This is a genomic window from Paraburkholderia sp. BL6669N2 (assembly GCF_003387275.1).
Classification (GTDB): Bacteria; Pseudomonadota; Gammaproteobacteria; order Burkholderiales; family Burkholderiaceae; genus Paraburkholderia.
Map to the genome: position 1 here is coordinate 57,403 of NZ_QUNA01000003.1, position 24,478 is coordinate 81,880.

The window sequence follows — 24,478 nt, forward strand, 5'->3', positions numbered from 1 at the left end:
CGGGTGCGGCCTTTTGCTTTTTATGGGCCCTCTATGTCCGAAACCCTTGATTTGCCGGTCGCGCTGGCGGCCGCACCCTTTGAAACGCTTGGCGCGACCGTCGGCAGTGTCGTAGAGCAGATTTCCCGTGCCCTGCGGCGGACGGGGATCGAGCCGGAGTGGGTGACGCACGCGAATTTTATCGACGCGGACTGCCCGGACCGGTTTGGCCTGCCGCCCTTGGCGCCGTGGCCTGTCGAGCAGTCAAACCGTCGTTTGACCCTGTCGGTCGAGCGCGGCAATTCGGAAGGCTGGATTATCCGGGTCGACCTGATTGAACTCGTCACGGACCGTGACTCCCAGTTGTGGAAGAGCGTCCCGCTCATCCGCATCAAGTCGCTGTCACGCTCGCAGGCGTGGGCGGTGGCGGCGGTAGTTTCGCGCATGCTCGATATCGACTGACCAGTTTTCTTTTCCTGAACCCCGACGGGCCAACATCCCATCCGGGGACGTTGGCCCTTTCTTTTTGCGGAGCCAACTTCATGTACCAACTGTCTATTCCCGGCGAAAGCTTCACCGTCGCGACGCTCGCAGGCGTCGTTGCCCTGTTCGCCAGCGAGCGTGTGAAGGAGACGGAAACATCGTCTATTTCGCTTTTCAGCGACGCTGTTCCGGCAAGCGTGACCCGTTACAACGGCGCGCTGGCGCTGCGGTGTGCAGGCTCAGCAGTCGAGATCGTCGCCCGGCTGTTCGGCGAGGTTCACGCGTTCTGGCTGTCCGCCTATGGTGAGCAGGCCCGTCCGTGGCAGATCCGCCCGGCGCACTGGGAGGAGTTGTTCGGCCTCTTCGAGCTGGCGCGTGCGCCGCAGAGTTTCCTGTCGACGAACCAGATCGATGCCGAAAAAGCGGCCGCGCGGGATGCTCGACAATTCTTCAATCTGTCGTCGCTATTCCATGACGCGGCGATGGCGCGCTTTGGCTTTGGTTCCGGCGGTCCAGCAGTGGCCGGCGGCCAGGTGAACGGCCGCCACGAGGTGCACGTTGCTTACGCTCTGCTTCGGAACGAGGACGTCCCGACCGCAGTAATGGATGACTACCGTGCGATGGAACGGCCATTCCGCTACGACCTCGAGTGGGCCGTACCGCTTCTCGACGTGCCAGAAGTTCGCGGCCGGTTTTCTGCCGGCAGGTTGCAACGGGTGAGTTCGATCATGCGTCACGCGAAGCAGTCGCTCACGGCGGAAAACCTCGACGCGATCGTTGCCGCGACGGCAGGCTTGCCAGAAACGGCAGGTTATATCGAGGTCGAAGATGCCCTGTTCGATGCGCAGATCGTGAACGCCGAGCCGTTGCCAGCAATGTTCGACACGCCCGTTGCGATCGGGCGGCCGGTCAACGACTTCGCTGCGAGGCTGCGCCAGTTGCAGGCGGACTCGCGGCGCGACAAGCCAGTGGACCGGGCCGACATGGAGCGTGCGCAAGGCCGAATGAGTGCGCGGCGGCACAAGCTCGAATGCGAAATGGCGGTTCTCTCACACGGGCGCGAGTCGTACGAGTGGGCTAATCGCCTGGCTGCAGCCATCGAGAAGCGCGACATTGCGAGGCTGCTGGACATTCTGGACACGACGGATGAACGAAATGAGAGCAGCAAGCGTGCCGTCGAGGAGTTTCATGGCGTGAAACTGCGCGGAGCCAAAGCGAAGGCGCGGCGCCGGGCTGTCTTCGCGTTATGTGGCTTCGACGAGCCGGCCCAGGCTCAATGGGAAAAGGCCGATGCCGACCGCAAGCTTGAAGAGCGCCGGAAAGATGAAGCACGGCGTGCGAAGGAAGCGGCGCTTGGCGCCCGCTACAAGCGCAACGACGGCGTGGTAATCGATGGCGTCAAGCATGTCGACGAGGCGATCGCATCGGGCTTCAGCGAGATCCGCAACTGGCGCGCTGGTGCGATTCTTCAGTACGCACTGGTGAACCCGGCACTTAACGAGGGACGGCGCTTGCAGGCCAAGGACGGCACGCTAGCCTATGCGCGAGCGGTCCTCGAACGCCGTGCTGCGTAAGGGGAGGGCGTATGCGATTTGACCGTCAGGCCCGGCCGGAAGGTTTCTCCTGGACGAGCCGCCGTCAGGCACTGTTCCTCAGCCGTGAGCAGCGACAGCTGGAAAAGCTCGCGAAGGCGTATCCCCTGTTCAGCGACCAGCTTGAGCTTCCGCCCGCACGCACGCTCGACGAAGAGCTGGCGCGTCGTGAGAGGCTGTTCCTGCAGGCCGAGCGGCGTATGCGGGATCTGTACGCACAGCAATGGCGTCGCTCGCGTCGTGAGTACTTCGCGTGTACACCCGATCAACGGGCGCGGATCATGGAGGAATGGACCGGCTGGCCAGGACCCGCAAGACCGTCCGCGTTCTCCTATGTGATCGAGAAGCACAACGGTGTCGGTGAAGAAAAATCGCGCGTATTTCGTGAACGCGAACGCGCGATGAATGCGCGCATCGATGCAACGCTGTCCGCGCAGTGCTCGTTGTCGTTGTCCTGATTCGACATTTCTCTGTCTCAAACCGGCGCTATGCGCCGGTTTTTTTTCGTCCGCACCGAGTGTGAACCTGTGTCGGGCGAGGCCTAAGGGTGGTGATTTTGCGCAGCATACGGACAGGTCCGGTAACGACGGCTGCATAAACTGTCCATATCACCCGCGTCCCTGACGCATCGAACCGCCCCTGCGTGGGCAACAACTCTGCCCCGGGGAACGCGATCTCCTACGGGCGATGGCCGGGGCGCTTCCCAGTGAGGTCCCCATGACTGTTCTGAACAGCGGTTCTGAAGCCGCCCGCATCCCGGTCGCACAGATCGAGACCGCGATCAATGTTTGGCGCAACCGCAATCCGTCGATGTTCGAAACGGATGTGCTGGTGCTGTGTGCCGAAGCACGTTGCCTTGCCAATCTCTACGGCAGGATGATTTTCCTTCGCGAGACCGACGTGGCCCGTGAAGCGTTAAACGAGGCGCAACTGGCCGCTCTGGCTGGCGCGCAGACCTAAGTTTCATCCCCAGTTTTCCGCGTCATCCGACGCATCGACCTGCCGCGATAGCGGCACACCTAACCCGCCCCACAGGGACCACGTCCCTTGGGGCGCCGGTTCGTGGGGCATTTCTATTTGCGAGAACCCCATGAACGCACGTAATAACGCTGCTGCATCTACTGCAGTCGCCGAACAGGCGCCTGCCAACCAGGTCACTGCAGCGCAGTTGACCGAACTGCTCACGGCCTATGTTCCGGAACGGTTGCCGGTGCTCATTACCGGAAGTCCGGGTATCGGCAAGAGCGATATCGTCGAACAGGTTGCGCGAGCAACCGGTCACGCTCTACTCATCAGCCATCCGGTGGTCGAGGATCCGACCGATTCGAAGGGGCTGCCGTTTCCGTCTGTCGACGGCATGACAGCACGCCACCTTCCTTTTGGCGATCTTGAGGCGGCCGTCAACAGCAAGACGCCCCTAATCTGGTTCCTTGATGACCTGGGGCAGGCGTCGCCCGCGGTTCAGGCAGCCAAAATGCAGTTGCTGCTGGCGCGGCGTATCGGAACCCACGTCCTGCCGGATCACGTCACGTTCGTTGCTGCGTCTAACCGGCGCACTGACAACGCGGGGGTGACAGGCATTCTTGACCCCGTCATTTCGCGTTTCGCGACTGTCGTGCAACTGATTCCGACGATTCAGGGCTGGTCGGACTGGGCGGTGCGGCACAACGTACCGGCCGAGCTGATTGCGTTTCTACGGTTCAGACCGGATCTGCTGTCCGTGCGCAAAACGACGCGCGACATCGAGAATTCGCCGAGCCCGCGCAGTTGGGGTTTCGTCGGCAAGACGATGAACGTGGTTCCCAAGTCGCTCGAGTTGACCTCCTACGCCGGAACGGTGGGAGAGGGGGCGGCGACGGAGCTCCTTGCCTTCCTCGGCATCTATCGCGAGTTGCCCTCGCCGGATGCGATCCTGTTATCGCCTGACACGGCGCCCATTCCGGAAACGCCGGCGGCGCTGTTCGCAACGACAACCGCGCTGGCGGCGCATGCAACCGAAGGCAACTTCGATCGCGTGCTGACCTACAACGACCGGCTCATTGACGCCGGACATCGCGAGTTCGGCGCACTGCTCGCGCGTGACGCCATCCGGCGCACGCCGACGTTGCAGAACACTCACGCGTTCATTCGTGCCCAGAGCGGTCCGCTCGGATCAATCATCCGCGGCTGACCGGCCTTTTTTTCACGCTTCATCCGTTGTCCTTTGCCACGGCCCGCTTCGCGCGCGCCGTGGCTTTTTTCTTTCTGCGTCATCCATTCATCTATCTACCGGAGTCATTCCATGAACATCACCAATATCAAGTCTAAAGTCATGCTGTCGTCGGTCACGATCTCAACCTGGCAGGCACGCTGTTTCGACGTCAAGGCGACTGAAGAAGTCGAGAAGTCGCACGAGACGAAGGGTATCGGCCGCTTCAACAAGCGTCTGATGCCTGAACATGCGCCGAGCTACAAGGAGGTGGTATCGATCGGTAACCGCATCCGCTCGTACTACTATGACCACTCGCTGAAGTACGACCAGCTGGGCGTGCGCCTTCTGCCGACGATGGTCTATATGGACTTCGCGGACCATATGCGCAAGCTGAAGGACGAGTTCGAACTGGCCGTGTCCGTTTTCCTGACGGACTATCTGGACCTGAAGGAAAAGGCACGTGCTGAGTTGAACGGGCTGTTCAACGAGGCGGACTACCCGAGCCTCGCGCAGATGTCCGGGAAGTTCGGGATCAAGATGGCCGTGCTTCCGTTTCCGGACGCGGGCCAGTTTGGGATCGACCTGCCGGACGACGTTCTGTCAGCTTTGCGCACCGATATCGACCAGCACGTTCTGGCCAGTATCTCGACGGCCAATAATGATCTTGTCGGCCGCCTTTACGAAGCCACCTCGAAGCTTGCCGACCGGCTGTACGCGGAAGGCAATGTGCGACTGGACGTGACCAATCAGGTACGCGAACTGTGTGAGCTCCTGCCGAAGCTGAATTTCAGCAACGACCCGAAGCTCACGCACATCCTCGAGCAGGCGAAGAAGCACCTTGCCGTGCACACCGGAGCGGATCTGAAGGAGTCGCGTGTGCTGCGCTCGCAGGTTGCGGCAAAGGCCCAGGAAATCGAAGGCCTGATGGCGGCCTTCATGGGCAGCACGCCGGAGCCGATGATCGATCAGGAGCCGGCGACTCAGGAGCAGACGCCGCTTTTGCGTCTGGTCGCGTGAGATGGCTATGGACTCTCGTATCTCGAAGCAGCGTACCGCGCTGGTGCTGGACCAGCCGTTTTTCGGGGCGCTGGCGCTGCGGCTCAAGGTCGTCGAAGATCCTTCGTGCAAAACGTTCTGGACCGACTCGGTTTCGATCGGCTACAACCCATCGTTTCTATCGCAACTGAACGATCTTGAGACGCGCGGGGTTCTGGCGCATGAAGTACTGCACGTGGCCGGCGGCCACTGCTGGCGTCAGGGTGATCGCGACCCGGATCTATGGAACGACGCGTGTGACTACGCGATCAATCCAATCATCATCGATGCGGGCATGCAGTTGCCCAAGGGCGTGTTGATTGATGCGCGGTTCACCGGCAAGTCGGCCGAGGAGATCTACGGCATCCTCGCGCAGGAGAAACGGAGCAGGGAGAAGGAACGGCAGGAGCAGCAGGGTCAAGGGCAGCAGGATAGTGGCAAACCAGCAGGGAAGTCTGGCTCCCAGCCAGGGGTCCCGAACGGGGGCAGCAGCCTGCCGCAATCCGCGAACGGCGCGAACACACCGTCCGCAAACCCTAGCCCCAGTGCTTCGCCGCCTTCTCAGGACGCCACTTTCTCGTGTGGCGAGGTCCGTCAGTATGTCGCGGATGATCGTGCAAGGCAGGAGGCCGAGTGGAAGGTTGCCGTGCATCAGGCCGCGAAGGCTGCCCAGATGCGCGGGGGCATGCCGGGCGCGCTGCAGGGGATGGTCGCGCAGGCGGTCGAACCTGCCGTCGACTGGCGACCAATCCTGCATCGCTTTGCGCAGGACTCGTCGCCGACGGACTACAGCTACGTGATGCCGAATCGCCGTTATCTGCATCTGGGTTTGTATCTGCCCTCGCTGCATGAACCGGCGGTAGGCGACGCGGTGTTCGTCCGCGATTCAAGTGGGTCGGTCTGGGACGAAACGCAGGCACAGTTCGCAGCGGAAATAATCGCTGTAAATGACGGCGTGCGGCCGCGGCGGCTGATCGTGATGGATTGCGATACGCGCGTGACCCAGTTGCAGATCTTCGAGCGCGGCGACGCAGTCGATTTCGAACTGCAACCCGTTCGCGGCGGAGGCGGCACTTCGTTTGTCGAGCCGTTCAGGCGGCTCGCAGCGGAAGGCATTCATCCGGCGTTTCTCGTGTATCTCACCGACATGGATGGCCGCTTCCCCGACGAAGCGCCGTCGTATCCCGTTCTCTGGGCGTCGACCGCGCCGCTTAAACGGGCAAAGAAGGCGCCATTCGGTGAAACGGTTGAAGTTATCTGCTAGCGGCTTTGTGTTTGCCCATTCTCATGAACCCAACCCGGCTGCTGCAGCCGGGTTTTTTTTGCCTCGACGTATCGATATGTGGAATTCGAGGCGGTTCCATAAATTACAAGGTCAGTCAGAACAATCGCTGGCGTGGAAGCCTTGCTGGGCAAGGGAAACGCGGTTTTTGCCCATTGCGAGGACCGTGAGCCGGCTAACGGTTCTATTGCATAAAGTGCAATAGAAGGCCGCCCTTCCACGGAGAGCCGACAAATTAACGCATCGAGCGCAACTATCTGCAACCGCAAAAGCTCGATCCAAGGAAAATGAGTCGTTGCTATGGGCTGGAATTGAAGCAAAAGAAACAGCCGACGGCCAGGAGTTTTCTTTGCATTGGTGGAAAAAGCTGGCAATGCGTGGATGAGCGTCTCTCTGCGCCCGGATTGTGACTACTGGCGTGGAGGGGAGGCTGTCGCTTCGAACGCCGCGCCCTGACGGAACCGGTCGAGACGGTTGCTCGCTTCGGCCATCGCCGACATGGGTGCGCGCCGGAGCTGCTCGTCGTACATGGTCGCGATCATGGCGAACTGCAGGAAGCCGGCCTCGTCGAGACACCAGACGCCCGAGTCGCGCCCTTGATCGAACGCCTCCGAGATAACTGTCTCGGCGCTACGCATCTGCTCGACTGTTGTAGCGCCGTATCCCAGATCTGCTAACAGACCAACGAGAATCATCGCCTGGCACAGTGTCTGGGCGGTGCTCACATTCCCTTTTCCACGCCGCATGGCATCGAGGGCAAGGTGAATCTGAAGAGAGAGTTCATCCGCCGCCGCGCGAGGCATAGGCAATAACAGCGTCTTGCCCCGGCGCGCGTGGGTGACGTGAGGGCGTCGCGAGTAGTGAGTGTTTCTGGTCATCAAGCGGAACATTAAACAGTGCGAAGTCGGATTCCATACAGACGATACCCTTCGCAAGGGAGTCAAAAGCTACACGATTATGGGGCTCTTTCTGACTTAAGACCGTGAGCCGGCTCGTCCGACCGCGGGCCGGAGCACACGCCCCGTGGAAGTCTATGGTTGTTCAGCGACGAAAGCTCGCCGCGCGCGAAAGCTGTCTCATTTCATGCTTCTTTCCGTGCGTCGCGCAAGCAGGCAGTCTGAACAATAGCAGCATGTCTCAAGATACCGAAAATCCCCTGCTCAAGGTGCGCCCGCTCGAGGAGAGCGCGGTGCGGATGTTCTTCGAGTCTGTTCTTCCATTGCGCGAACAGTTCGAAGCGCCCGACGTTGCCGAAATCATGATCAACAATTTCGACAGCATCTGGGTAGAGCGGCGCGGGGTCATGCACCGGCTTCCCCTGGCACTTAACCAGGCGACCCTCAATGGCGCGATCCTGTCATTAGCCGCCTCCGTCGAGAAGTCAGCGCGCGCAGGTACCTCGCAGGGCATCATCAACGCCGGTCACAAGGGCTTGCGTATCGCCGCCGTGATGAGGCCAACAGCGATCGACGGCCATGCGCTGTCGATTCGAAAGCACCGGGAGTCCAACCTCTCCTTGCAGGATTACGTCGCGATGGGCGCATTCTCCCGCGTTCATGCACGCACCAAGCGCAACGACGACGACCTCTTTCATCCCGGCATCGAAAACGAGTCGCTCATGGAAGCGGTTCGCCAGCTTGTCATCCGGCGCAAGAACATCCTTGTCGCGGGCGGCACGTCGACAGGTAAGACGACGTTTCTCAACGCGCTAGGTGCGGATATACCGGACGACGAGCGCGTCATCAGCATCGAAGACACCATGGAACTGAAGCTGCGCGTGCCGAACCTGGTGCGCCTGCTGTCGAATCCGGACAAAGGTGTCACGACCCAGGCACTCGTTGCACTTTGCCTGCGGTTCCGACCCGATCGCATCATCGTTGGTGAGGTGCGTGGCGACGAAGCGTACGACTTCATCCAGGCGCTGAGCACCGGACACGATGGCGGCCTCGGGTCCATCCACTCGAACGACGCCCGCGGCGGGCTGAGCCGGCTTGAGAGCCTCGCCATGCTGGGTATCCCGACGGGTAGTCGCTGGGAGCTCTCTGACATGCGCAAGGCTATCGCGGACTGCTTCCACTACGTCATTCATCTTCGCCGCTCAGGCGAGTTGCGCCACGTATCCGAGATCGTCGAGATCAAGGGCTTTCAGAACGGGGATTACATCCTCAATCGCGTTTTTTAACTTACCGGAGTCATTGCATGAAGAAGTACGTCTCACAATTTTTCGCGGCCGCTCGCACGACCGTCGACGCGATGCATCAGTTCATCTGGTCCCGATTCCTGACGCGCCGCGAATTGCGCACCACATTGGTTGCCGCCGTCCTCGCCGGATTTGCGCCGTTTGCATCGGCAGTGAGTCTGGACGACCTGGGATCTGCAACCGACGCGATCTGCCTGATCTCCGCGTATATCAGCGGTCCGTGGCTCTTCGTCATTGGCTGCGTGGTGATCATCCTGGCCGCAGTCGCTATCGGCAGTTCTGAAAGCACCATCGTCAAGGTGATTTCTACATGTTTCGTCGGCATTGGCATCGCCGCATGCGCGGTACCAATCATGAAAAACCATTTCCACATCAGCTACACCTGTGCGTAAGCCGACAAAGGTCAGCCGCGGTCTTTCGCTGCCCCGTCAGATGGGCGGCGCCGACCGCGGACTCGCGATTGCCAACGGCACGATGACCGTGCTGCTCTGTTACGCCAGCACGACCCCGACATTTCTTGTCGTTGGTATCGGGGTGCACTGGCTGCTGCGCTGGAAGAGTGCACGCGATCCGTGGTGGCGGCAGGTCATGCTCGTCTATAACCGCTACGCGGATGTCTATCGGCCGTGGCCCTCGTCGAAGTCGTCGGCCCGATTCAAACGCCCCTATGGGTTCGATCAGGATCTTCCATGCTGAAAAAACGACTCGCCGTCCGGTCAATCCAGGAGGTCGCCCCGTGGGCCACGATGGTGACTCCCGAGCTTATCCTCGACAAGGATGGCTCGCTGCTTGCCGTCTTTGACTTCGAAGGCGTCGATGCAGACACGCCTAATGTTGGCGATATCTCGGCCGCGCGCGATAACCTCGACCACGCCTGCAAGAACTTCGACCATCGTGTTACGGCGTGGTGGAGGCTTTCTCACAGGCGCATTCAGGGCAAGATAGACGGTGAGTTCAATTCCGACATCGATGCGCACATCGATGAAATCAACCGCAGGCATGTGGGCAGCGGCAAGTACTTCCGCAACTCCCACTCCCTCGCGCTCGCTTTTACGCCCGAAACCGGCGTGAACCGGGTATTCGACAAGATCGCCTATCACATGACGGTGGGTGGGAAGTCGATGCTGATCGCCATGATCGAGGCCCTGAAGGATTCGCTGCTCGCGCGCAGCGCGTTTGTGTTCGATCTCGAACGGTTGACCTCCGATATCAAACGCTTTGAAGGCGTTCTCGACGCATTCAAAGGGGGTGTTACCCGCCTCAGGATGAAGCGGCTTTCACTCCAGACGGCACTGGCCTTCCTGCATCAGTCGGCGAACCCCTCCGTGCCGCCGCGGCGCGTTCGATATCCGGTGACGATGCTCGACTCTCACCTGACTGAGAGCGAGATCACGATCGGCGCCGAAATGCTGATGTTCGAGTCGGCATACGGAAAGCGCTTTGCCAAGATAGTGGCCGTCAAGGAATGGATGGGATTCCAGGAGGCGGCGCTTGATGTGCTAGGCGAGGTCGATGCGGAGTTGGACGTTTGCGTGATGTTCCGCTTTCTCGATACGAGCAAGGCGAGCGGGTACGTCGACACGATACGCAAGTTCTACAAGATGGCCGGGTTCAATCCTTGGGCGATGGTCAAAGCGTATTTTGCAAAGGAAGAGCAGAAGAACGACAAGGGACGGGAGACCCTCGCCGAAGAGGCGGAAAACGCACTCGCGAAGATCCAGGCCGAAGGCCAGCAATTCGGTTTCGCCAACGTGTCGGTGGTCGTCTACGGCAACAGTGTCCAGGAATGCGAGGACGCGACTCGTGAGGTCGTAGGTCGGGTCGGTAACGCCGGCTTCGGCGTCATCATCGAGCGGGACAATCTCTTTGCGGCATGGGCCTCCACCATGCCCGGCCGATGGGACCAGCAGCGGCGGTTGCAGTTTGTCGAGACCGCAACGGTGTCGGACATTGCTCCAGTTCGCAGCGTGGCCGAAGGCAGCGACGTGAACGCATGGCTGACACAGCAGTCCGGCCGACGCACCGGTCCGCTCACCATGCTGCCGACGCGTCACAAGACGCTGCAGCGCGTGAACCTGCATATCCCGGGTGGCGCATCACACCTGCTCGTGCTGGGTCCAATCGGCATGGGTAAGTCGATCATGCTGAACTTCCTGATGTCGCAGACTGGACGACACGGTGCGCGGCGCGTTCGCTTCGACAAGGACCGCTCCACGCGTATTCCGACCGTGCTCGCCGGCGGGCGCTTCATCGACGCGACCGGACGTTTCGAGGCGGCCACGTCGGTCAATCCACTGTCCCTGCTGCACGACAAAAAACACTACCCCTATGTCGCGGAGTGGGTGCAGATGGCAATCGAGGACGACACGTTCCGTTGCACGAAGCTGCAGGAGCGGGAGATCTTTGACGCAGTGGTGACGCTCGGGGACGGCTACGGCCCCGAACTCTGGACGCTGTCGTTCCTGAATACGCTGCTTTCCATTGAGCTGCGCGACCGGCTTGCTGTATGGACACAGGGCGAGAAGAACGGCCGGTTTTTTGACCACGCCGAAGACGCATTCGAACTGTCGGATGACATCTCTATCGAGATGGGCGATCTGTTCAATAACTTCCCGGTGGCTGCCGCGCTGTTCATGGACTACGCGTTCTACCGCATTGCGCAGTGGCTCGATGGCAGGCGCTACACCGTTATCGAGGTGGAGGAGGCCGGATTCTTCTTCCAGAACGAGCGCTTCTACAAACGGCTGGAAGTGTGGGCGGTGACCATCCGGAAGCTGAACGCTACCTTGATGATGGCGACGCAATCGCTTGCCCAGGTCGCCCGGATTGCGGACTTTGAGGTGCTCAAGGAGAACATCCCGAACATCCTCTATCTCCCGAACCCCGATGCGAGGAACAACCTCCACCTCTATCGCGACAAGTTCGGTCTCACGATGAGCCAGATCGACATGGTGGCCAACGCGGTTCCGAACCGCGATTACCTATGGGTGACGCCGACCCAGACCCGAATGCTGCAGGCGAGCTTCCCGAAAGAAACGCTCGCTGTGCTTCGGTCCGATGGGCGTGCACAGGCGGTGCTGGACAAGCACTTCAAGTCCGGTGCGCAGAACTGGAAACAGAATTACCTCGCAGAAATGATGACGCTCGACTGACCCAACGGGGACCAACCATGAAAAAACTATTTGTACGCCTGGCCGCGGCCGTCGGCCTCACGTTTTTCCTTTCGCAGGGCGCTTATGCGCAGTTGACGGTCATCGATCCGACCAACCTGATCCAGAACACGATTACGGCTTTGAAGTCGATAAAGACCGAGGTCTACCAGGACAGTAATATCGCCTACCAGTACCAGATGATGGCAAACCAGCTGTTGCAGGCGACCAATCTCGATCCTACCGCCATGAAAGCGCAGTATGACGAGATCACGGGTGACATCGACAGTTACAAAAAGCTGGCCAGCACGGCAACGGATCTCTACGGCGACCTTCAGGACGGCGGTCAGTGGCTGAACCATGTCCAGTCGCTTATCTCGCGATCGGGCAAGTCAAATGCCGAGTGGTTTGCCGACATGGCTTCGCTTTATAACCAGCGCGACAAACAGGCGACACAGCTTCTGCAGACTGGCAATAGCGTGATGACGCATATCCAGACGCTTGCGAAACGCCGGCAGGATCTGCAGTCACAAATGGCGCTGACTCCGACCGCACAGGCAACCGCAGAACTGACCACCCATTACCTCGACATTGTCTCGAGCCAGATGAGCGACATGCTCCAACTCGCGGCAGGCAAGCAGCAGAAGGAGGCACAGCAGGAATCGGCGTCTAACGCGGATGACAAGAACAAGGCCGCATCGGCAAAGGCGTTCCTTGATCAGCAGCAAGCCGAGCGTGCGGCTTACGGCTTTTAGGACGGCGGGTCTCGACATGTGGCATGAATTCAGACGCATCATCGCTGCCGTATTGCTTCCCGTCCTGCTGCTCTGCGCGCCGGCGGCGGCATTCGCTGATGATCCTCAGGTACTTCCCGACGGTACGGTCGTCCCGGGTAACTCGTCGGGCAGCACCGCGACGACAACGGCGAGCTCGTACGTGAAGCCGGGCGAGTTTTCGGCCGGTAGCAAGCAGGCGATGGACAAGATCACCGCGCTGTTTTCGTCGGTGATGGACACCGCTGTCGCGATCAGCGAGCAGATCAAACCGGAGGCCGACAAGTTTGCTGGAGGACTCGGCGTTATCACGCTCGTCCTGGCCGCGGTGCGGTTTGCGGCGACAAAAGACCCGGTTATGGCATGGCTGGCATTCTTCGAAGAGGTCGGCATCCTCGGAATATTTGCATCGTTCTATATCGAGTTTTCGCAGTTTGGGCCGGGGTTCTACAAATGGTTCCTCACGCTGGCGACGACGATCGGCGGGGCCAACATGTCGAGCACGCTTAGCATCATCGGTAATGCAGCAGGGCAGATTCTCGACGCGATCGCCAAGGCATTCTCTGGCGCCGGCTGGACCGCCATTCTCGGGGTCATCGTTGCGATGGTGCCGTTGTTTTTCGCGTGGATCGTACTCTCCATCACCTCGGTCGTATTCGCTTTCTTCATCAACCTCGGGCAGTTGCAGTTCGCGTGTGGCGTCGTCATGGGGCAGATCGCATTCGCTCTCGGCTTCTCGTCGTTCACGCGCGGGTACTTCAAGACGTGGCTCGACTATATGATCAGCGCCGGCATGTACGCCGTCGTTGCCGCGATCCTGATGCGCCTCGTGACTCATAGCCTCATCGAAGCGGTCCAGGACGCAGCGGGGAAAGGCTTAACGACCACAGGGGCAAGTGGCTACGTGTTCGACCTCGCAATCTTCGTGTTCCTGGTGTCGTTCGAGATTCCGAAAATCGCGGGCATGTTTGGCGGGGGTGCGAATGCGAGCGGTGCGATTGTCGGGAAGGTCGGTCGGGCAGCTACGGGCGGGCTGATACCATGAGCGAACGCATTGCACCTGGCGCAGCTGCACTGATCGAGCAGCACCAGCGACGTATTGACCTGATAACGCAGTGCGCCAACGAGCCGAACAGGGCTGAGTTCGAGCGCAAATGGCTTTCGGTGCTGCGCGGCTGTGCGGCGTGGTTCTCCACGCTCCCGCTCAGCCCGCAGCTTTACCATGACGCCGGCGGGGCATTTCGCTGCACCGTCGAAACCGCCTTCTTTGCGATGCGGCTCGCCAGCGGGCGGAAGTTCGGTACAAACCTGCCTTCAGAACAGCGCAGGCGGATAGAGCCGCAGTACAACTACGCGGTATTCCTTTGCGCAACGTGTTCGAGGCTGGATGAGCCTTACCGGTATTTCCAGATCCTGCGCGACACTGACCGGGTTGAGTGGAATCCGTCTGTTCACGGCGCGCTTGAGCCGTGGCTTGGAAATGCGCCTTACCGGATCGTGGTCCGGCCGGTGCCGCTGCCTGTCGAGCGCATGCGCACGGGCATGCTTGCGCAGGTGCTGATCGGCTCACAGCTGCTTGCAGGGCTCGATGGCGAAGTGCTCGCGGAGACGTTCGGGGCGATCAATCCAATCCCGCATCCGCAAGGTATCGAGACGCTCTTGCACAAGGTGGTGCGTGAGGCCGTCAACGTTGCGGACGAGTCGGACCGGAAGGCGCAGCGGGGCGTGTTCGCGCCGGTGAGCTATACCGTTCCCTCTGCCGTACAGGTGGCTGCTGAACTGCAGCCAGTTGTCGCGCCGGGGCCCACGCCCGCCTCGCCGTCCCCATCACCGTCAGCCGCGACCTCAGTACCGCAAGGTGCTCCGGAGGCGCCGGCAGCGGAGGCCGCCACAGTCAGGGGGACGTCTGCGTCGCTTTCGCCGTCGGATGCCGCTGTCGCGCCAACTCCGATGCAGGCGGCGGAAGGTGCTTCTCTGGGCCGATCGGCAAGCCCGTCATCTGAGCGCCTGGCCGTCTCTTCTCCCGCGGCGCGCGCGCAGTCGTTGCATGAAGCCATCGGTATCACACCAGGGCCGGATCCGGCGGCCACCGCGCCGGAGCAAATGCTGGTCGACCCGACCGGAATGCGCGCAACTCCTCGCGCGGCGGACACGCGCGTGAGGCCTGAAGCGCCAGCAGGGTTTGACGACGTGCTGAAGGGCCTACCCAACTCCGTGCGTGAACTGTTCGTCGCACTGCGGGAAGACGTCATCGCGGGCTCAGCCAAGGTCGAGTGGAACGACAAGGGCCTAGTGATTGGCAAGCGCCTTATTGGTAGTTACGGGCTGGCGTCCAGCACGCTCGTTGAGCACATGCGCAAGCGAAGTCTGATGGTTGCGGATGGCTCTACTGACATTACCCTTGCCCCTCGGGCGGGCCAGCTTATTCTGGAGCGACCGGCGTGACCAGTTACATCAACCATTTCCGGCCGATATACGAGTTCCGCGCGGCCGTCTTCTGGCTCGCTGCGTGCATTTTGCTGCCGATCTCCGGCATGCCTTACGCGTGGGCATTCATGCTTGTTGGTCTCTCGTTCCTGCTGGTGCGCTCCCTGCAAATCTGGAGCGCGCTCAAGTTCCGCATGGCGATTTCGACCAAGTGGCTCACGACGCTGCAGGTGCCCAGGCTGCTGCAGGTCCAGAAGCGCATGCGCGAAGAGGCGAACTCAATGTACCTGGGCATCGGCTACGAATGGACCCAGAAGCATTGCCAGATCGCGCACGACATCCTGCGCATGCCCACGACTGACATACCGGGCCTGCCGCGATGGCTGAACAAGACGAAGACGGGTCGCAGGATCGAGGAAGCGATCGAGGGCATCTTCGCTCCCAAAGACAGTATCCGCGACGTCATGCCTCAGGGTTCTTCGTGGATACACGGCATGGAACCGAAGAAGGCGCTCGTTCCGTTCCACTACAAGGCGATGGGCGGCCACACCCTGGTGGGCGGCACGACCGGTGCCGGCAAGACGCGCACGTACGAGGTGATCTCCACCCAGGTAATCCACCTCGGCGACGTGCTTATCATCGTAGACCCGAAGAACGATGCCGAGTGGAAGCGCCGGGTCGAGAAGGAGTGCGCGCGATCCGGCCGCAAATTTCTGTACTTCAATCAGGCCAAGCCCTCGGAGTCCATCCGCCTGAATCCGATCGAGAACTGGTCGCAGCCCTCGGAAATCCCGAGCCGGATCGCCCAATTGATGGAGGAGGGACCATTCCGGGATTTTGCGTTCCTGTTCATCGACCGCGCCGTCAAGGGCGAACTGTACATCGGCGACAAGCCAACGTTGCGCTCAATCCTGAAGTACGCGCAGTCGGGGATCACCACACTGCTAGAGAAAAGCCTGAGGCGCTTTTTTGTGGAGCAAGGGCTATCGGACTGGGAAGAGCAGGTCGCAACTGAAACGACTCGCCAAGGCGCGCGCAACAACGGCGCCGGACCTATCGACGCCATGATCGCGCTGTACACCGCGCGGTTTGCGGCGCACGAGCGCGGACATGAAGCGATCGACGGATTGATCGCGACGCACGTGCACGACCGCGAGCACTACATGCGCATCATTGCGTCGGCCCTTCCTCTGCTGCAGATGCTCGCTACCGGCGAGACCGGATTGATGCTCGCGCCAAAGGCCGACGACTTCGACGACGAGCGCGAGATCTGGGATATCGACAAGATCATCAAGCAGAAGGCCGTCTTCTATATGGGCCTGGATTCGCTATCGAACAACATCGTGCAGAAGGCGATCGCATCGATGATCCTGTCCGACGTGGCGGCAGTGTGCGGCTCGATCTATAACTTTTACGATTCGCCACCGGAGGTGGTGCTCATCATCGATGAAATCGCGGAGGCGATCAACGAACAGGTGATCCAGATATTGAACAAGGGGCGGGGCGCCGGCTTCAAGGCGTTCGTCGCCTTTCAGGCGCGGGCGGACCTGGAGGCTCGCCTTGGAAATGCGGCCAAGATGCTGCAGGTTTTGGGCAATCTGAACAACCAGATCATTCTACGCTTGGAGGACAGTGATACGGCACAGTGGTTCTCGGACAAGGTCGGTGAAACCGCTATTCGCAACATGACGATCACTGGCAGCACGAGCACCGGCAGTGAGGCCCACATTGGTGAATTCACCGGCGGGGTTTCCCGTTCGCTACAACTGGAGAAGGCTCCTCTGATTCCCACTGGTCTGATACATAAACTTCCGAACCTGCAGTACTTCATGCGCATCTCGGGCGCAGCTGTGTATCAGGGACGTATTCCAATCCTTCAAGGCTAACCAAACGCATGTCTGCCGTATTTAAAAAAATCATCCGCGACTACAAGCTGTCGTCCCGCCTCGTCCCGGTATTCACGGTGGCGCCGGAGCTTGAACTCGCCTGCGCACGTGTGGCCGATTTCATCGGGGAGAAGTTCGTTGGCGAGTCAGAACCGCTCGTCAAGGAGATGCTCGACAGTGGCCTCGCGGCGTACAAACGGACGCGAAAGACAGGGAATCCGCATATTGCATTCATGCAGGGTCTGTTCGCGGGCGCGCATCTGCTTTACGCGCGCCGGTACGTCGCCCGGGACGGCGAGCGCTATCACGTATGGCCGCCGATGCTTGAGCCGGTCACAGAGTTCGAGGCACGGCATGTGGCGCTCGGCACCGAAATAGTCGACGAGCAATGCCCCGAGTCCATTACGCATCGTTCGGCTGCTTTCCAGTTAGCGGCTCGCGCACTGACCGGCGAGCATTTCAGGCTCTATTTCGAGGACTATGATGTCGCCCACACTTTTCCTGATAGCGAAGCTGTCGCGGGTTGAGCCGGACGTCGCGCGGCGCGCGATGTCCACCGCGAGGGCGCAGGACGAGGTCGACGCGCCGAGGCCCGCCGAATTTTCGAGGGGCAGCGGCGCGATGGTCTACGCGCTGGCCCTGTTCGTCACGCGCCGGCCCGTGCACTTCTGGCTGGGCCTAAGCGGGCTCGTCGCGTTCCCAATCTACATTCTCGCGAGGATCGTCACGAACCTGCTGGAGTGGGGTGTCCACACCTATGGCCAGTAGCCGCTTTGTATCCCACATAAAGTGGTGGTTCTTCTTCGTGCCGCTGATAGCGGTACTGCTCATGCCTGCGATACCCGACCGTTCATGGTTTTCGATCAACGACGAAGAAGTGAATTCCGTCGTCTCCATAGTAGGAGCCGACCGGGCTGACGAGGCCGTAGCCCTGACCAACGCCCGTTTCAGGCGCTGGTTTGTGCAAAGCGGTCTCGTGCGGTCCACCATGAACGCGGCCGGCAGCGGAGAAATCAGTGATGGCGGCATGTCGGACCTCGCGCAAGCCTGGGTGCACAACTTCTGGCTGGAGATCTACCGCGTGGTCTATCGCGCGACCGTGATGAAGCTATTCATTCTCGGCACGCTCGTCTTTTGTGTCGCTGCTTTCGTCGACGGTACGGTCCGGCGCAAGATCAAGGCGTCGGCCGCGGGCTTCGCAAGCCCGCTGTCGTTCCATCTGGCCGGGCATGGCATCCTGCTCGTATTCGGCGTCTCCTTCGCCGTGCTCGTCCTGCCGGTTCCCATCTACGCCCAGTGCTGGATTGCGGTGGCCGCGATCCTGGGCGCGCTTTTGTGGAAAGCGGCCTCGTCGTATCAGTAGAGCGACCGGGGAAAGCTATACGGTTTTCTGTAGCTTTCCCAGTTAAGACCGTGAGCCGGCTCGTCCGAGACGTGTTTTCACCCCTCGATCCCTGTCTTGCCCCCCTCCTTGGCTTTCGCGCTCGCTAGTCGTCTCACGCCAGCCAGAAACGCCTTCCCATATCGCAGTCGGCCTTAGAGCGCCGTTGCACGCAGTGTGCGCTGCGCTCCCGGCTGCCTCTAACGAAGCCGTCCAACGATGAGCTGCGATGAAAGCGGCTAGAAATCGCCCACGTTTTCGGCGGCGATCAACGTCTGCCGCGCAAACAATAGAGTTCATGCCGCGCGCGGGCGCGTGCACTTACCAAGGGACACAAATATGAGCGCCATCACCGAAGAATCGAAGCCAGACGCCGCCACTGAACCTGTTGCAAAGCCAGCGGGAGTTAGCGCGACCGCGGGGGACGCTACCCCGGTCGAACCGGCGAGTCTGGTTACCGACGGCGCGGACGGCGGTGAGATCGAGGCCGAGCTCCAGCAGATGGAGGACGCTGCCAACACCCTTCAGAAGGAAGGGATGATCAGCGAGTCGGAAGCCGCGGAAAAGCGCGAACAGGTCGCGCGTACGCGAAAGCTGTTTCGCGAACTCTCGCCGGCAGAGCGTGTAGCGATCGTGCAGCGCCGCCGGGAGATCGGCCGCGAACTGATGAACAGGCAGTTGTCCGGCGCTGCCGTCGTGCAGGCCACTGTGCGGCTGAACCATACGCGTCTCAAACCGCTGTTCGAGCAGTGGTGGCCGTATCTGAACCGCATGAGCATCAACCTGCAGCGCTTTGGGCGATCCACCTTCGGCACGGAAGATCTCGGCACCGTCACCGCCTGGTTTGAAAAGCAGTTTGGCGAACTTGAAGCCTACGTCGAAGAGCAACTGAACGTAGCCGCCGGCTTCCGCGAGAAGACGGAGGGGAGGATGAGGGAGCAGGGCGACATCGTGTTCGCGCCGACGGTCACGAAGCCTTCCCTCGACATCCAGGTCGAAGCCTACTCGCGCTTTTCCATGCGCGTTCTCTCGCTCCTGCTGAAGTTCGACAAGGTGATGGATCACTTCGACTTCCTGGTCTGGAATGGCGTGCGCGATCAGTCGGACGTGGACGAAGAAACCACCCGCTTCCTGCGCAAGTTCCATCCCGTCGGCGTGCGCGGCTACATGACCCACTTGCGCCTGATGACCACGGTGCGAGGCCGCTAACCGGAGCCCACAATGCTCGATGGGCTCAATCCGCAGCAGCGCGAGGTGGCGGAGCTACGCCGGCACTGTGTCGCCATTGCATGTCCGGGCGCGGGCAAGACGAAGACTATTGCCGCGAAGGCAGCCTTGCTTCTTGCCGATCCGCACGCAGTTGTCGGCGCGGTGACGTTCAGCAAGGACGCGGCCGTGGAGCTGCGCGACCGGATCCTCGCATTGGCCGGTGCCGGCGCGAGAAGCCGTCTGATTGCGGGGACGTTCCATTCGCTCGCGAACCGACAGTTGGGAAAACGCGATATTGCGACGGATGGGGACCGCGCAGGTCTTCTCGCGCGCGTGCTTGCAGAGCTTGGGCTTCAATGGAAGGTCGACGAGGTGATTCCGGTCATCGAGCGGATCAAGACCAACTTTGGACGCGTGGACGCCAACAGTCCCGACGCCCAGCTGTACCATGCTTACCAGGAGGCACTCACGCGCAACGGCAAGATCGATTTTCAGGACATGTTGCGGCTGTCCGTGGCTGGCATGGAAAGCGGGGACATCGAACCATACGGGTTCACCGATCTGCTCGTTGATGAATTCCAGGATACGGACCCGCTGCAATATCGGTGGGTCGAGCTTCACGCAAGGGCGGGCGCGAACGTCACGGTTGTCGGTGACGATGACCAGAGCATCTACGGCTTTCGCGCCGCGCTCGGGTTTCGCGGCATGGAGAGCTTTGCGGAATCCTTCAGTGCCCAACGCGTCGTGCTGGGCAGCAATTACCGCTGCCGCACTGAGATCCTGTCGGCGGCCGACCGGGTCATCCGGAACAACGTCGAGCGCGTCGCGAAGGTGCTGCAGGCCGAACGCGGCGCCGGGGGCGCAATTGCCACGCGCCGCTTTGACGACGAGTACGCGGACGCTGTGGCCGCAGTCGAGCAACTCCAACCCCTACTCGGCGCGGGTAACTCGTGCGCGATCCTCGCGCGCACCAATCGCATTCTCGATCCGATCGAAGCCGTTTGCCGCTCTCACGGTGTGCCTTACTATCGTGCATCTGGTAGTTCTGTGCTCAACCGGCCTCAGGGCGCGCTGATGTGCAACCTGCTGCTGATAGTCGAGGGGCGCAAGCAGAATGGGCTGGACGCGGTGCTTGGGTACACCGGCATGAGTTCGACGCATCTCAGTGCACTGCACCGGGACATGGGCGCCGAGCTTATCCAGCGAGCAAAAAAGGACCTCGTCGCCCTCGGCCTGCCGGAGGACACGGCAAGCGCGTATCGCGCCTTCATGAAGCGGCTCGCGGAGTGGACGCAGATGTCCGAACGCAAGTTCTATTCGCTGGCGCTCGACGGGGGTACTCGAAATGATGATGACCTACGCCCGGGACGATCAGGCAAAACGCGCGATACAGGCGACATACGATGTGCTGTCGCGCCTGACCGGGACGTTTGGCGAGCGCATCGAGTATCTGAAACGTGACAACAACAAGCCAGCGGACGGTGCACTGGTGCTCACGACCATGCACAGTTCGAAGGGCCTTGAATGGGATCACGTGTGGATCACTCGCGCCGAGGAAGGCGTCGTTCCCGACGAGAAGGGTACTGAATCGGAAGAGCGTCGGCTTTTCTATGTCGCCATGACGCGCGCCCGGGACACACTCACCATCGCTACGATCAAGAAGAACCCGGTCTCACGATTTGTAATCGAATCCGAGGCTCGCTAAGAGTGGCGTAGCTATGGAAACAGGGACGACGCGTTCGATCGGACGGTTAGCAAAAAAACGGGCGCTTGTTGAGGAAGCGCCCGTTGCATTTTTCGGTGTTTTGTCAGGGTTTGTGGGCGGAGACGAGATCGTTGGCCCCTTGCAGAGCTAACTGTCACGCATGCGCTGCGTCGTCACGGCTGGGCTCTTTGTCGCGAGGAACCATGGCGATTTTAACGGACAGAATTGGAAGCACCATCAGCGACGCATACAGGAATCCGTAAGAATAGTTCACCACAGTTCGGATATGTTCCTGGCGGTCCAGATAGCCATGTATTTCTTCGCGTGTCTTCCCAATCCTCGTCGCTAGCGCGCTTTCCGAAGACAGACCGTGCTGCGACAGTGCGGGCTCACGATCGGATGCTGTCATCCGCGGAAGGTCGGTTGACAGCGTCGTATCTCCAAGGAGACGGGCAGCTGTAGCCATGCTTCCGATGGCGAGCGCAGAGCCTTCGTTGAGCGAGGTGATCAGCGTCGATGCACTTACAGCAACTACTCCAACAGTCAACACTAGTGCTGCGCCGATTTTCGTTGTCGTGATCTTCATTACCTTCTCTCCGATATGCGGCATCGCTACCGCGTCTGGCGCTGTTCGCGCCACTTTTCAATACATCGGCGGGGCTACGCGTTGCCGGCGGCCGCACGGGATAGCTGCTGGACGTTGCTGGAGTTTTCGATCGTCAGTTCGCTTTTACGCTTGATCTGACCTTCGAGCGACGCGCGGGGACCCAGCCTGATCGTGCCGTAGTAGTAGACGTTACCCTTCACGCGGCCGTTGATCTCGAGCACGCCTCGCGCGTGTACGTCGCCCTCAACCGTCCCGTCAATTCTTACGTGCTCGCCCTCGACCTGACCTTTCACCATTCCGCCCTGGCCGATGTGAAGCAGCCCCGAGTTCGAGACGACACTTCCATCGACAATGCCGAAACTGCTGAGACCGTGGTCGAGGATGACATTTCCGTGGATGGAAAGTCCGGTGGAAAGCAGCGTTACGTTAAGCGGTTGAGATTTCATGCCGGGGCCTCATCAGAACAGTTGAACATCGCCGGACTTCGTGGCCGGTGCGGTGGGTTGCGCAGGCGGCGCTGCGGGAGCGTCGTGGGCCACTGAAGAAGCCGGTTCACGGTGTGGCTTGATGTGATGAAGAGGACGCAACGCGGGACGCGTCGCCGCAGGCTGCGCACTCTCGGCCTGTGGGGCTGGGTTCGTTGCGGTGGTTGCCGCAACTCGTGTGGCGGGTGCAGAGTCCTGGCGCTGGGCGGGCTGAGCAGCGACGGGTTCAGAAGCTTGTGGCTGCGTCTGTGCCGCGGTTGCTGTCGCGTGTGTCGCCCGGATAGGCGAAGCCGCCGCCTGCGTCACTGCGGTGGGCTGTACGTCATGCGCGGGCGCCACCACCACTGGCGTCGGAGTCGCAAGGGCCTTCGGGTCGACATGAGAGAGCGGTGTGCGTCCGCCCGTCAGCGCAGTGTCGAGATCGCCGGAAGTCAATGGTCGAGGTGGCGCGGCGTTAACCGGCATGTCAGCGGATGCGGGCTGCTGGGCCACTGCTGGTGCAGGTCGGTCGGGCGTCTGCGCGTCGTGCGGGCCGTGAGCCGTCGCGTGCATCGCCTGCCAGATCCGGGCGGCGCTCACGCCACCGGCACCGGCGATTGCGGCGATAGCAAGCGCAAGCAATGCGGGTCGTCCGGCGCTGCGCATCTTCGTCATGAGAGCGCGGGCCGGAAGCAAACCGGGCGTAGAACGCTCCGGCGCGGGCAGCAGCGGCATGGCCGCGGTATGGCTGGCAAGGTCGATGATGACTGGCTGAGCCGTGTATTGCGCGTGCAGCGCCTGAATTTCTCTGATGTCCATTTCCTCTCCAACAGGGTGATGGGACGAGCGTATCCATCCGACAGCAAGGTCAACTGCCGGCGAAGTCGACTACGGGATGATGCGGTTCAGGAGCCCCGGCGTTCGCCGTCGAACTCATACTGGTCGTTGTCAGGCATGCAAACTTGAACGATGTGCTTAAGCCGCCGTTCCGCGTTCGAAAGAATCCGGGCGCGATCTTCAGGCGTGATCTTTTTCATCACAACGGCCGCCAGAGACTTGACAAAGATGCGATCGAACTGGGTGAGGCAGCGAACCAGCAACCCGGCGAGCGGGCGCGTAACGACGAGCTCGATCGCTTCGTGCGGCATATCAATCGCGCGTAGCTCATGACGCGCGAGCCAGCCATCGGTCTTCCGGAGCCACTCGGCCGTTTCACGCAATGCGTTCTCAAGAGCCCGGACCTTACCGCCTCGCGCGACAGCGATCTTTGCCGCGCAGAAGTTGTAGTCGGAGCGGATGTAGTCGCGGGCAAACTGCGAGCTATAGCGTAGGACCGTTGTTGTATCCGATTCCGGATTGATCCGGGCGATACGCGTGTCACTGGTCAGGCGCTCAATAGGCTTCAGCCCGCTCGGCGGTGGGCTGTCGGCTGTGGGTACGTCTTTGTCCGGGCGCTCTGGCTCCGGGAGGAAATCAGGGACTGCGGCCATGGTATTTTTCGGGTGGTCTCTCTCACCTCCAATTCTGCGTGCGGTAGCACACATTGATCCAGGCAAAAGCTGCGCTGTTTTCGCGACCTTTCGGGGTTACGCGCGCTAGCTTTTGCGCAATACTGACTCTACTTCTCGCGTCTCTGACGCATCGACATGACCCGGCCAGCCCGGAGTCCATCTTCTGTACCAAGCCGTGCCCGCAGCTTTACCCGAGGCATGCTCCGACCAGTTGGCTACTGGTGTGGAATTTTCTTTCTGATGAGCGCCTCGCCCGCGCTCCCCATTCATTCAGTCGTAAAACTCGTCGCCGGCCGCATTCATTTGCGCCGCGACATCGTTCGGACCCGGACATCGGGTGTTCTCTCTCCAGAGCCCGTCTGGGTAGAACGATCGAAGTCGACTGAACCGTGATCCTGCGGCGGAATGCATTTCTCCGAAAATGGGCTGTTGCGCAGCGTGACCATGCTGCGCGAGGACGACTCACGTCCTCGTATATGAGCCCTCGGCTCCCTGAGCGCCACGACCCCAGAAGGGTTGTGGCGCTCAGGTCATTTTTATCGAATCCCGAAACGCGTTCCTCACTCCGAGGGACGCGTTTTTTTTCGTCCTGTTGTCCTGTCCA

24 protein-coding genes and 1 pseudogene are annotated in these 24,478 nt (G+C 60.7%); 20 read left to right on the forward strand and 5 right to left on the reverse strand.

From position 1 onward, the window contains the following. Nucleotides 1-33 precede the first annotated feature (33 nt). The 7 genes from B0G80_RS44130 (at nt 34) to B0G80_RS44160 (ending at nt 6,544) form a co-directional block, all read left to right on the forward strand. Nucleotides 34-441 (forward strand): hypothetical protein, encoded by a 408-nt coding sequence (locus B0G80_RS44130; RefSeq protein WP_116124026.1) that lies wholly within the window; start codon nt 34-36, stop codon nt 439-441. Further along, the gene (locus tag B0G80_RS44135) at nt 396-2,036 is read left to right on the forward strand and encodes a hypothetical protein (RefSeq protein WP_258879281.1); all 1,641 of its coding nucleotides are present in this window, start codon (nt 396-398) and stop codon (nt 2,034-2,036) included. Before B0G80_RS44130 ends, B0G80_RS44135 begins: the two co-directional genes overlap by 46 nt. A gap of 11 nt (nt 2,037-2,047) precedes the next feature. Next, a complete protein-coding gene (locus tag B0G80_RS44140; RefSeq protein ID WP_116124028.1) occupies nt 2,048-2,512 on the forward strand; it encodes a hypothetical protein in 465 nt (154 codons plus the stop codon). A gap of 259 nt (nt 2,513-2,771) precedes the next feature. Next, nucleotides 2,772-3,014 carry a DUF3717 domain-containing protein gene (locus tag B0G80_RS44145; RefSeq protein ID WP_116124029.1) on the forward strand — a complete coding sequence of 81 codons (243 nt, stop codon included), beginning with the start codon at nt 2,772-2,774 and terminating at the stop codon, nt 3,012-3,014. A 130-nt stretch (nt 3,015-3,144) separates the two neighbouring features. Beyond that, a complete protein-coding gene (locus tag B0G80_RS44150; protein ID WP_116124030.1) occupies nt 3,145-4,224 on the forward strand; it encodes an ATP-binding protein in 1,080 nt (359 codons plus the stop codon). 111 nt (nt 4,225-4,335) lie between these two features. Continuing rightward, nucleotides 4,336-5,262 (forward strand): hypothetical protein, encoded by a 927-nt coding sequence (locus B0G80_RS44155; RefSeq protein WP_116124031.1) that lies wholly within the window; start codon nt 4,336-4,338, stop codon nt 5,260-5,262. Between the two features lie 7 nt (nt 5,263-5,269). After that, the gene (locus B0G80_RS44160) at nt 5,270-6,544 is read left to right on the forward strand and encodes a DUF2201 family putative metallopeptidase (protein WP_116124162.1); all 1,275 of its coding nucleotides are present in this window, start codon (nt 5,270-5,272) and stop codon (nt 6,542-6,544) included. 428 nt (nt 6,545-6,972) lie between these two features. Here the strand turns inward: B0G80_RS44160 and B0G80_RS44165 are convergent, their stop codons facing one another. Continuing rightward, complete coding sequence (locus tag B0G80_RS44165; protein ID WP_408969550.1) at nt 6,973-7,452, reverse strand: hypothetical protein; 480 nt, start codon at nt 7,450-7,452, stop codon at nt 6,973-6,975. Between the two features lie 242 nt (nt 7,453-7,694). Here B0G80_RS44165 and B0G80_RS44170 point away from each other — a divergent pair, with 242 nt between their 5' ends. The 13 genes and pseudogenes from B0G80_RS44170 to B0G80_RS44230 all read left to right on the forward strand — a co-directional run bounded on the left by B0G80_RS44170 (nt 7,695) and on the right by B0G80_RS44230 (nt 21,292). Continuing rightward, entirely contained in the window at nt 7,695-8,744 is a 1,050-nt protein-coding gene (locus B0G80_RS44170) for a CpaF family protein (protein ID WP_116124164.1), read from the forward strand. A gap of 71 nt (nt 8,745-8,815) precedes the next feature. Continuing rightward, on the forward strand, nt 8,816-9,154 hold the full coding sequence (locus B0G80_RS44175; RefSeq protein WP_258879282.1) for a conjugal transfer protein TrbC: 339 nt from the start codon (nt 8,816-8,818) through the stop codon (nt 9,152-9,154). Beyond that, a complete protein-coding gene (locus B0G80_RS44180; RefSeq protein ID WP_116124033.1) occupies nt 9,147-9,458 on the forward strand; it encodes a VirB3 family type IV secretion system protein in 312 nt (103 codons plus the stop codon). Before B0G80_RS44175 ends, B0G80_RS44180 begins: the two co-directional genes overlap by 8 nt. Continuing rightward, nucleotides 9,452-11,914, forward strand: coding sequence for a VirB4 family type IV secretion system protein (locus B0G80_RS44185; RefSeq protein WP_116124034.1), 2,463 nt, complete (start codon nt 9,452-9,454; stop codon nt 11,912-11,914). Before B0G80_RS44180 ends, B0G80_RS44185 begins: the two co-directional genes overlap by 7 nt. Before the next feature lie 17 nt (nt 11,915-11,931). Further along, entirely contained in the window at nt 11,932-12,666 is a 735-nt protein-coding gene (locus B0G80_RS44190; protein ID WP_116124035.1) for a type VI secretion protein, read from the forward strand. Between the two features lie 16 nt (nt 12,667-12,682). Continuing rightward, nucleotides 12,683-13,729, forward strand: a complete 1,047-nt coding sequence (locus tag B0G80_RS44195; RefSeq protein ID WP_116124036.1) for a type IV secretion system protein — start codon at nt 12,683-12,685, stop codon at nt 13,727-13,729. After that, nucleotides 13,726-15,129 carry a TraI domain-containing protein gene (locus tag B0G80_RS44200; RefSeq protein WP_116124037.1) on the forward strand — a complete coding sequence of 468 codons (1,404 nt, stop codon included), beginning with the start codon at nt 13,726-13,728 and terminating at the stop codon, nt 15,127-15,129. Before B0G80_RS44195 ends, B0G80_RS44200 begins: the two co-directional genes overlap by 4 nt. Next, a complete protein-coding gene (gene traD, locus B0G80_RS44205; RefSeq protein ID WP_116124038.1) occupies nt 15,126-16,997 on the forward strand; it encodes a conjugative transfer system coupling protein TraD in 1,872 nt (623 codons plus the stop codon). The genes B0G80_RS44200 and traD overlap by 4 nt, the downstream gene beginning before the upstream one ends. Nucleotides 16,998-17,005: 8 nt before the next feature. Continuing rightward, nucleotides 17,006-17,524 carry a hypothetical protein gene (locus tag B0G80_RS44210; protein WP_116124039.1) on the forward strand — a complete coding sequence of 173 codons (519 nt, stop codon included), beginning with the start codon at nt 17,006-17,008 and terminating at the stop codon, nt 17,522-17,524. Next, complete coding sequence (locus B0G80_RS44215; protein ID WP_244231106.1) at nt 17,478-17,765, forward strand: hypothetical protein; 288 nt, start codon at nt 17,478-17,480, stop codon at nt 17,763-17,765. Before B0G80_RS44210 ends, B0G80_RS44215 begins: the two co-directional genes overlap by 47 nt. Beyond that, nucleotides 17,755-18,360: a DUF4400 domain-containing protein gene (locus B0G80_RS44220; RefSeq protein ID WP_116124040.1), complete on the forward strand. Its 606-nt coding sequence runs from the start codon at nt 17,755-17,757 to the stop codon at nt 18,358-18,360. The genes B0G80_RS44215 and B0G80_RS44220 overlap by 11 nt, the downstream gene beginning before the upstream one ends. Before the next feature lie 357 nt (nt 18,361-18,717). Next, nucleotides 18,718-19,587 (forward strand): ATPase, encoded by an 870-nt coding sequence (locus tag B0G80_RS44225; RefSeq protein WP_116124041.1) that lies wholly within the window; start codon nt 18,718-18,720, stop codon nt 19,585-19,587. Between the two features lie 12 nt (nt 19,588-19,599). Further along, nucleotides 19,600-21,292, forward strand: a pseudogene (locus B0G80_RS44230) (ATP-dependent helicase). 154 nt (nt 21,293-21,446) lie between these two features. On the opposite strand, the gene B0G80_RS44235 reads toward B0G80_RS44230, so the two are convergent. The 4 genes from B0G80_RS44235 to B0G80_RS44250 form a co-directional block, all read right to left on the reverse strand. After that, nucleotides 21,447-21,878, reverse strand: coding sequence for a hypothetical protein (locus tag B0G80_RS44235; protein WP_147310010.1), 432 nt, complete (start codon nt 21,876-21,878; stop codon nt 21,447-21,449). 74 nt (nt 21,879-21,952) lie between these two features. Then, the gene (locus B0G80_RS44240; RefSeq protein ID WP_116124043.1) at nt 21,953-22,345 is read right to left on the reverse strand and encodes a polymer-forming cytoskeletal protein; all 393 of its coding nucleotides are present in this window, start codon (nt 22,343-22,345) and stop codon (nt 21,953-21,955) included. Nucleotides 22,346-22,357: 12 nt separating this feature from the next. Continuing rightward, the gene (locus B0G80_RS44245; protein ID WP_116124044.1) at nt 22,358-23,182 is read right to left on the reverse strand and encodes a hypothetical protein; all 825 of its coding nucleotides are present in this window, start codon (nt 23,180-23,182) and stop codon (nt 22,358-22,360) included. 86 nt (nt 23,183-23,268) lie between these two features. Further along, on the reverse strand, nt 23,269-23,853 hold the full coding sequence (locus tag B0G80_RS44250) for a DUF1845 domain-containing protein (RefSeq protein ID WP_116124045.1): 585 nt from the start codon (nt 23,851-23,853) through the stop codon (nt 23,269-23,271). Nucleotides 23,854-24,478: the final 625 nt, after the last annotated feature.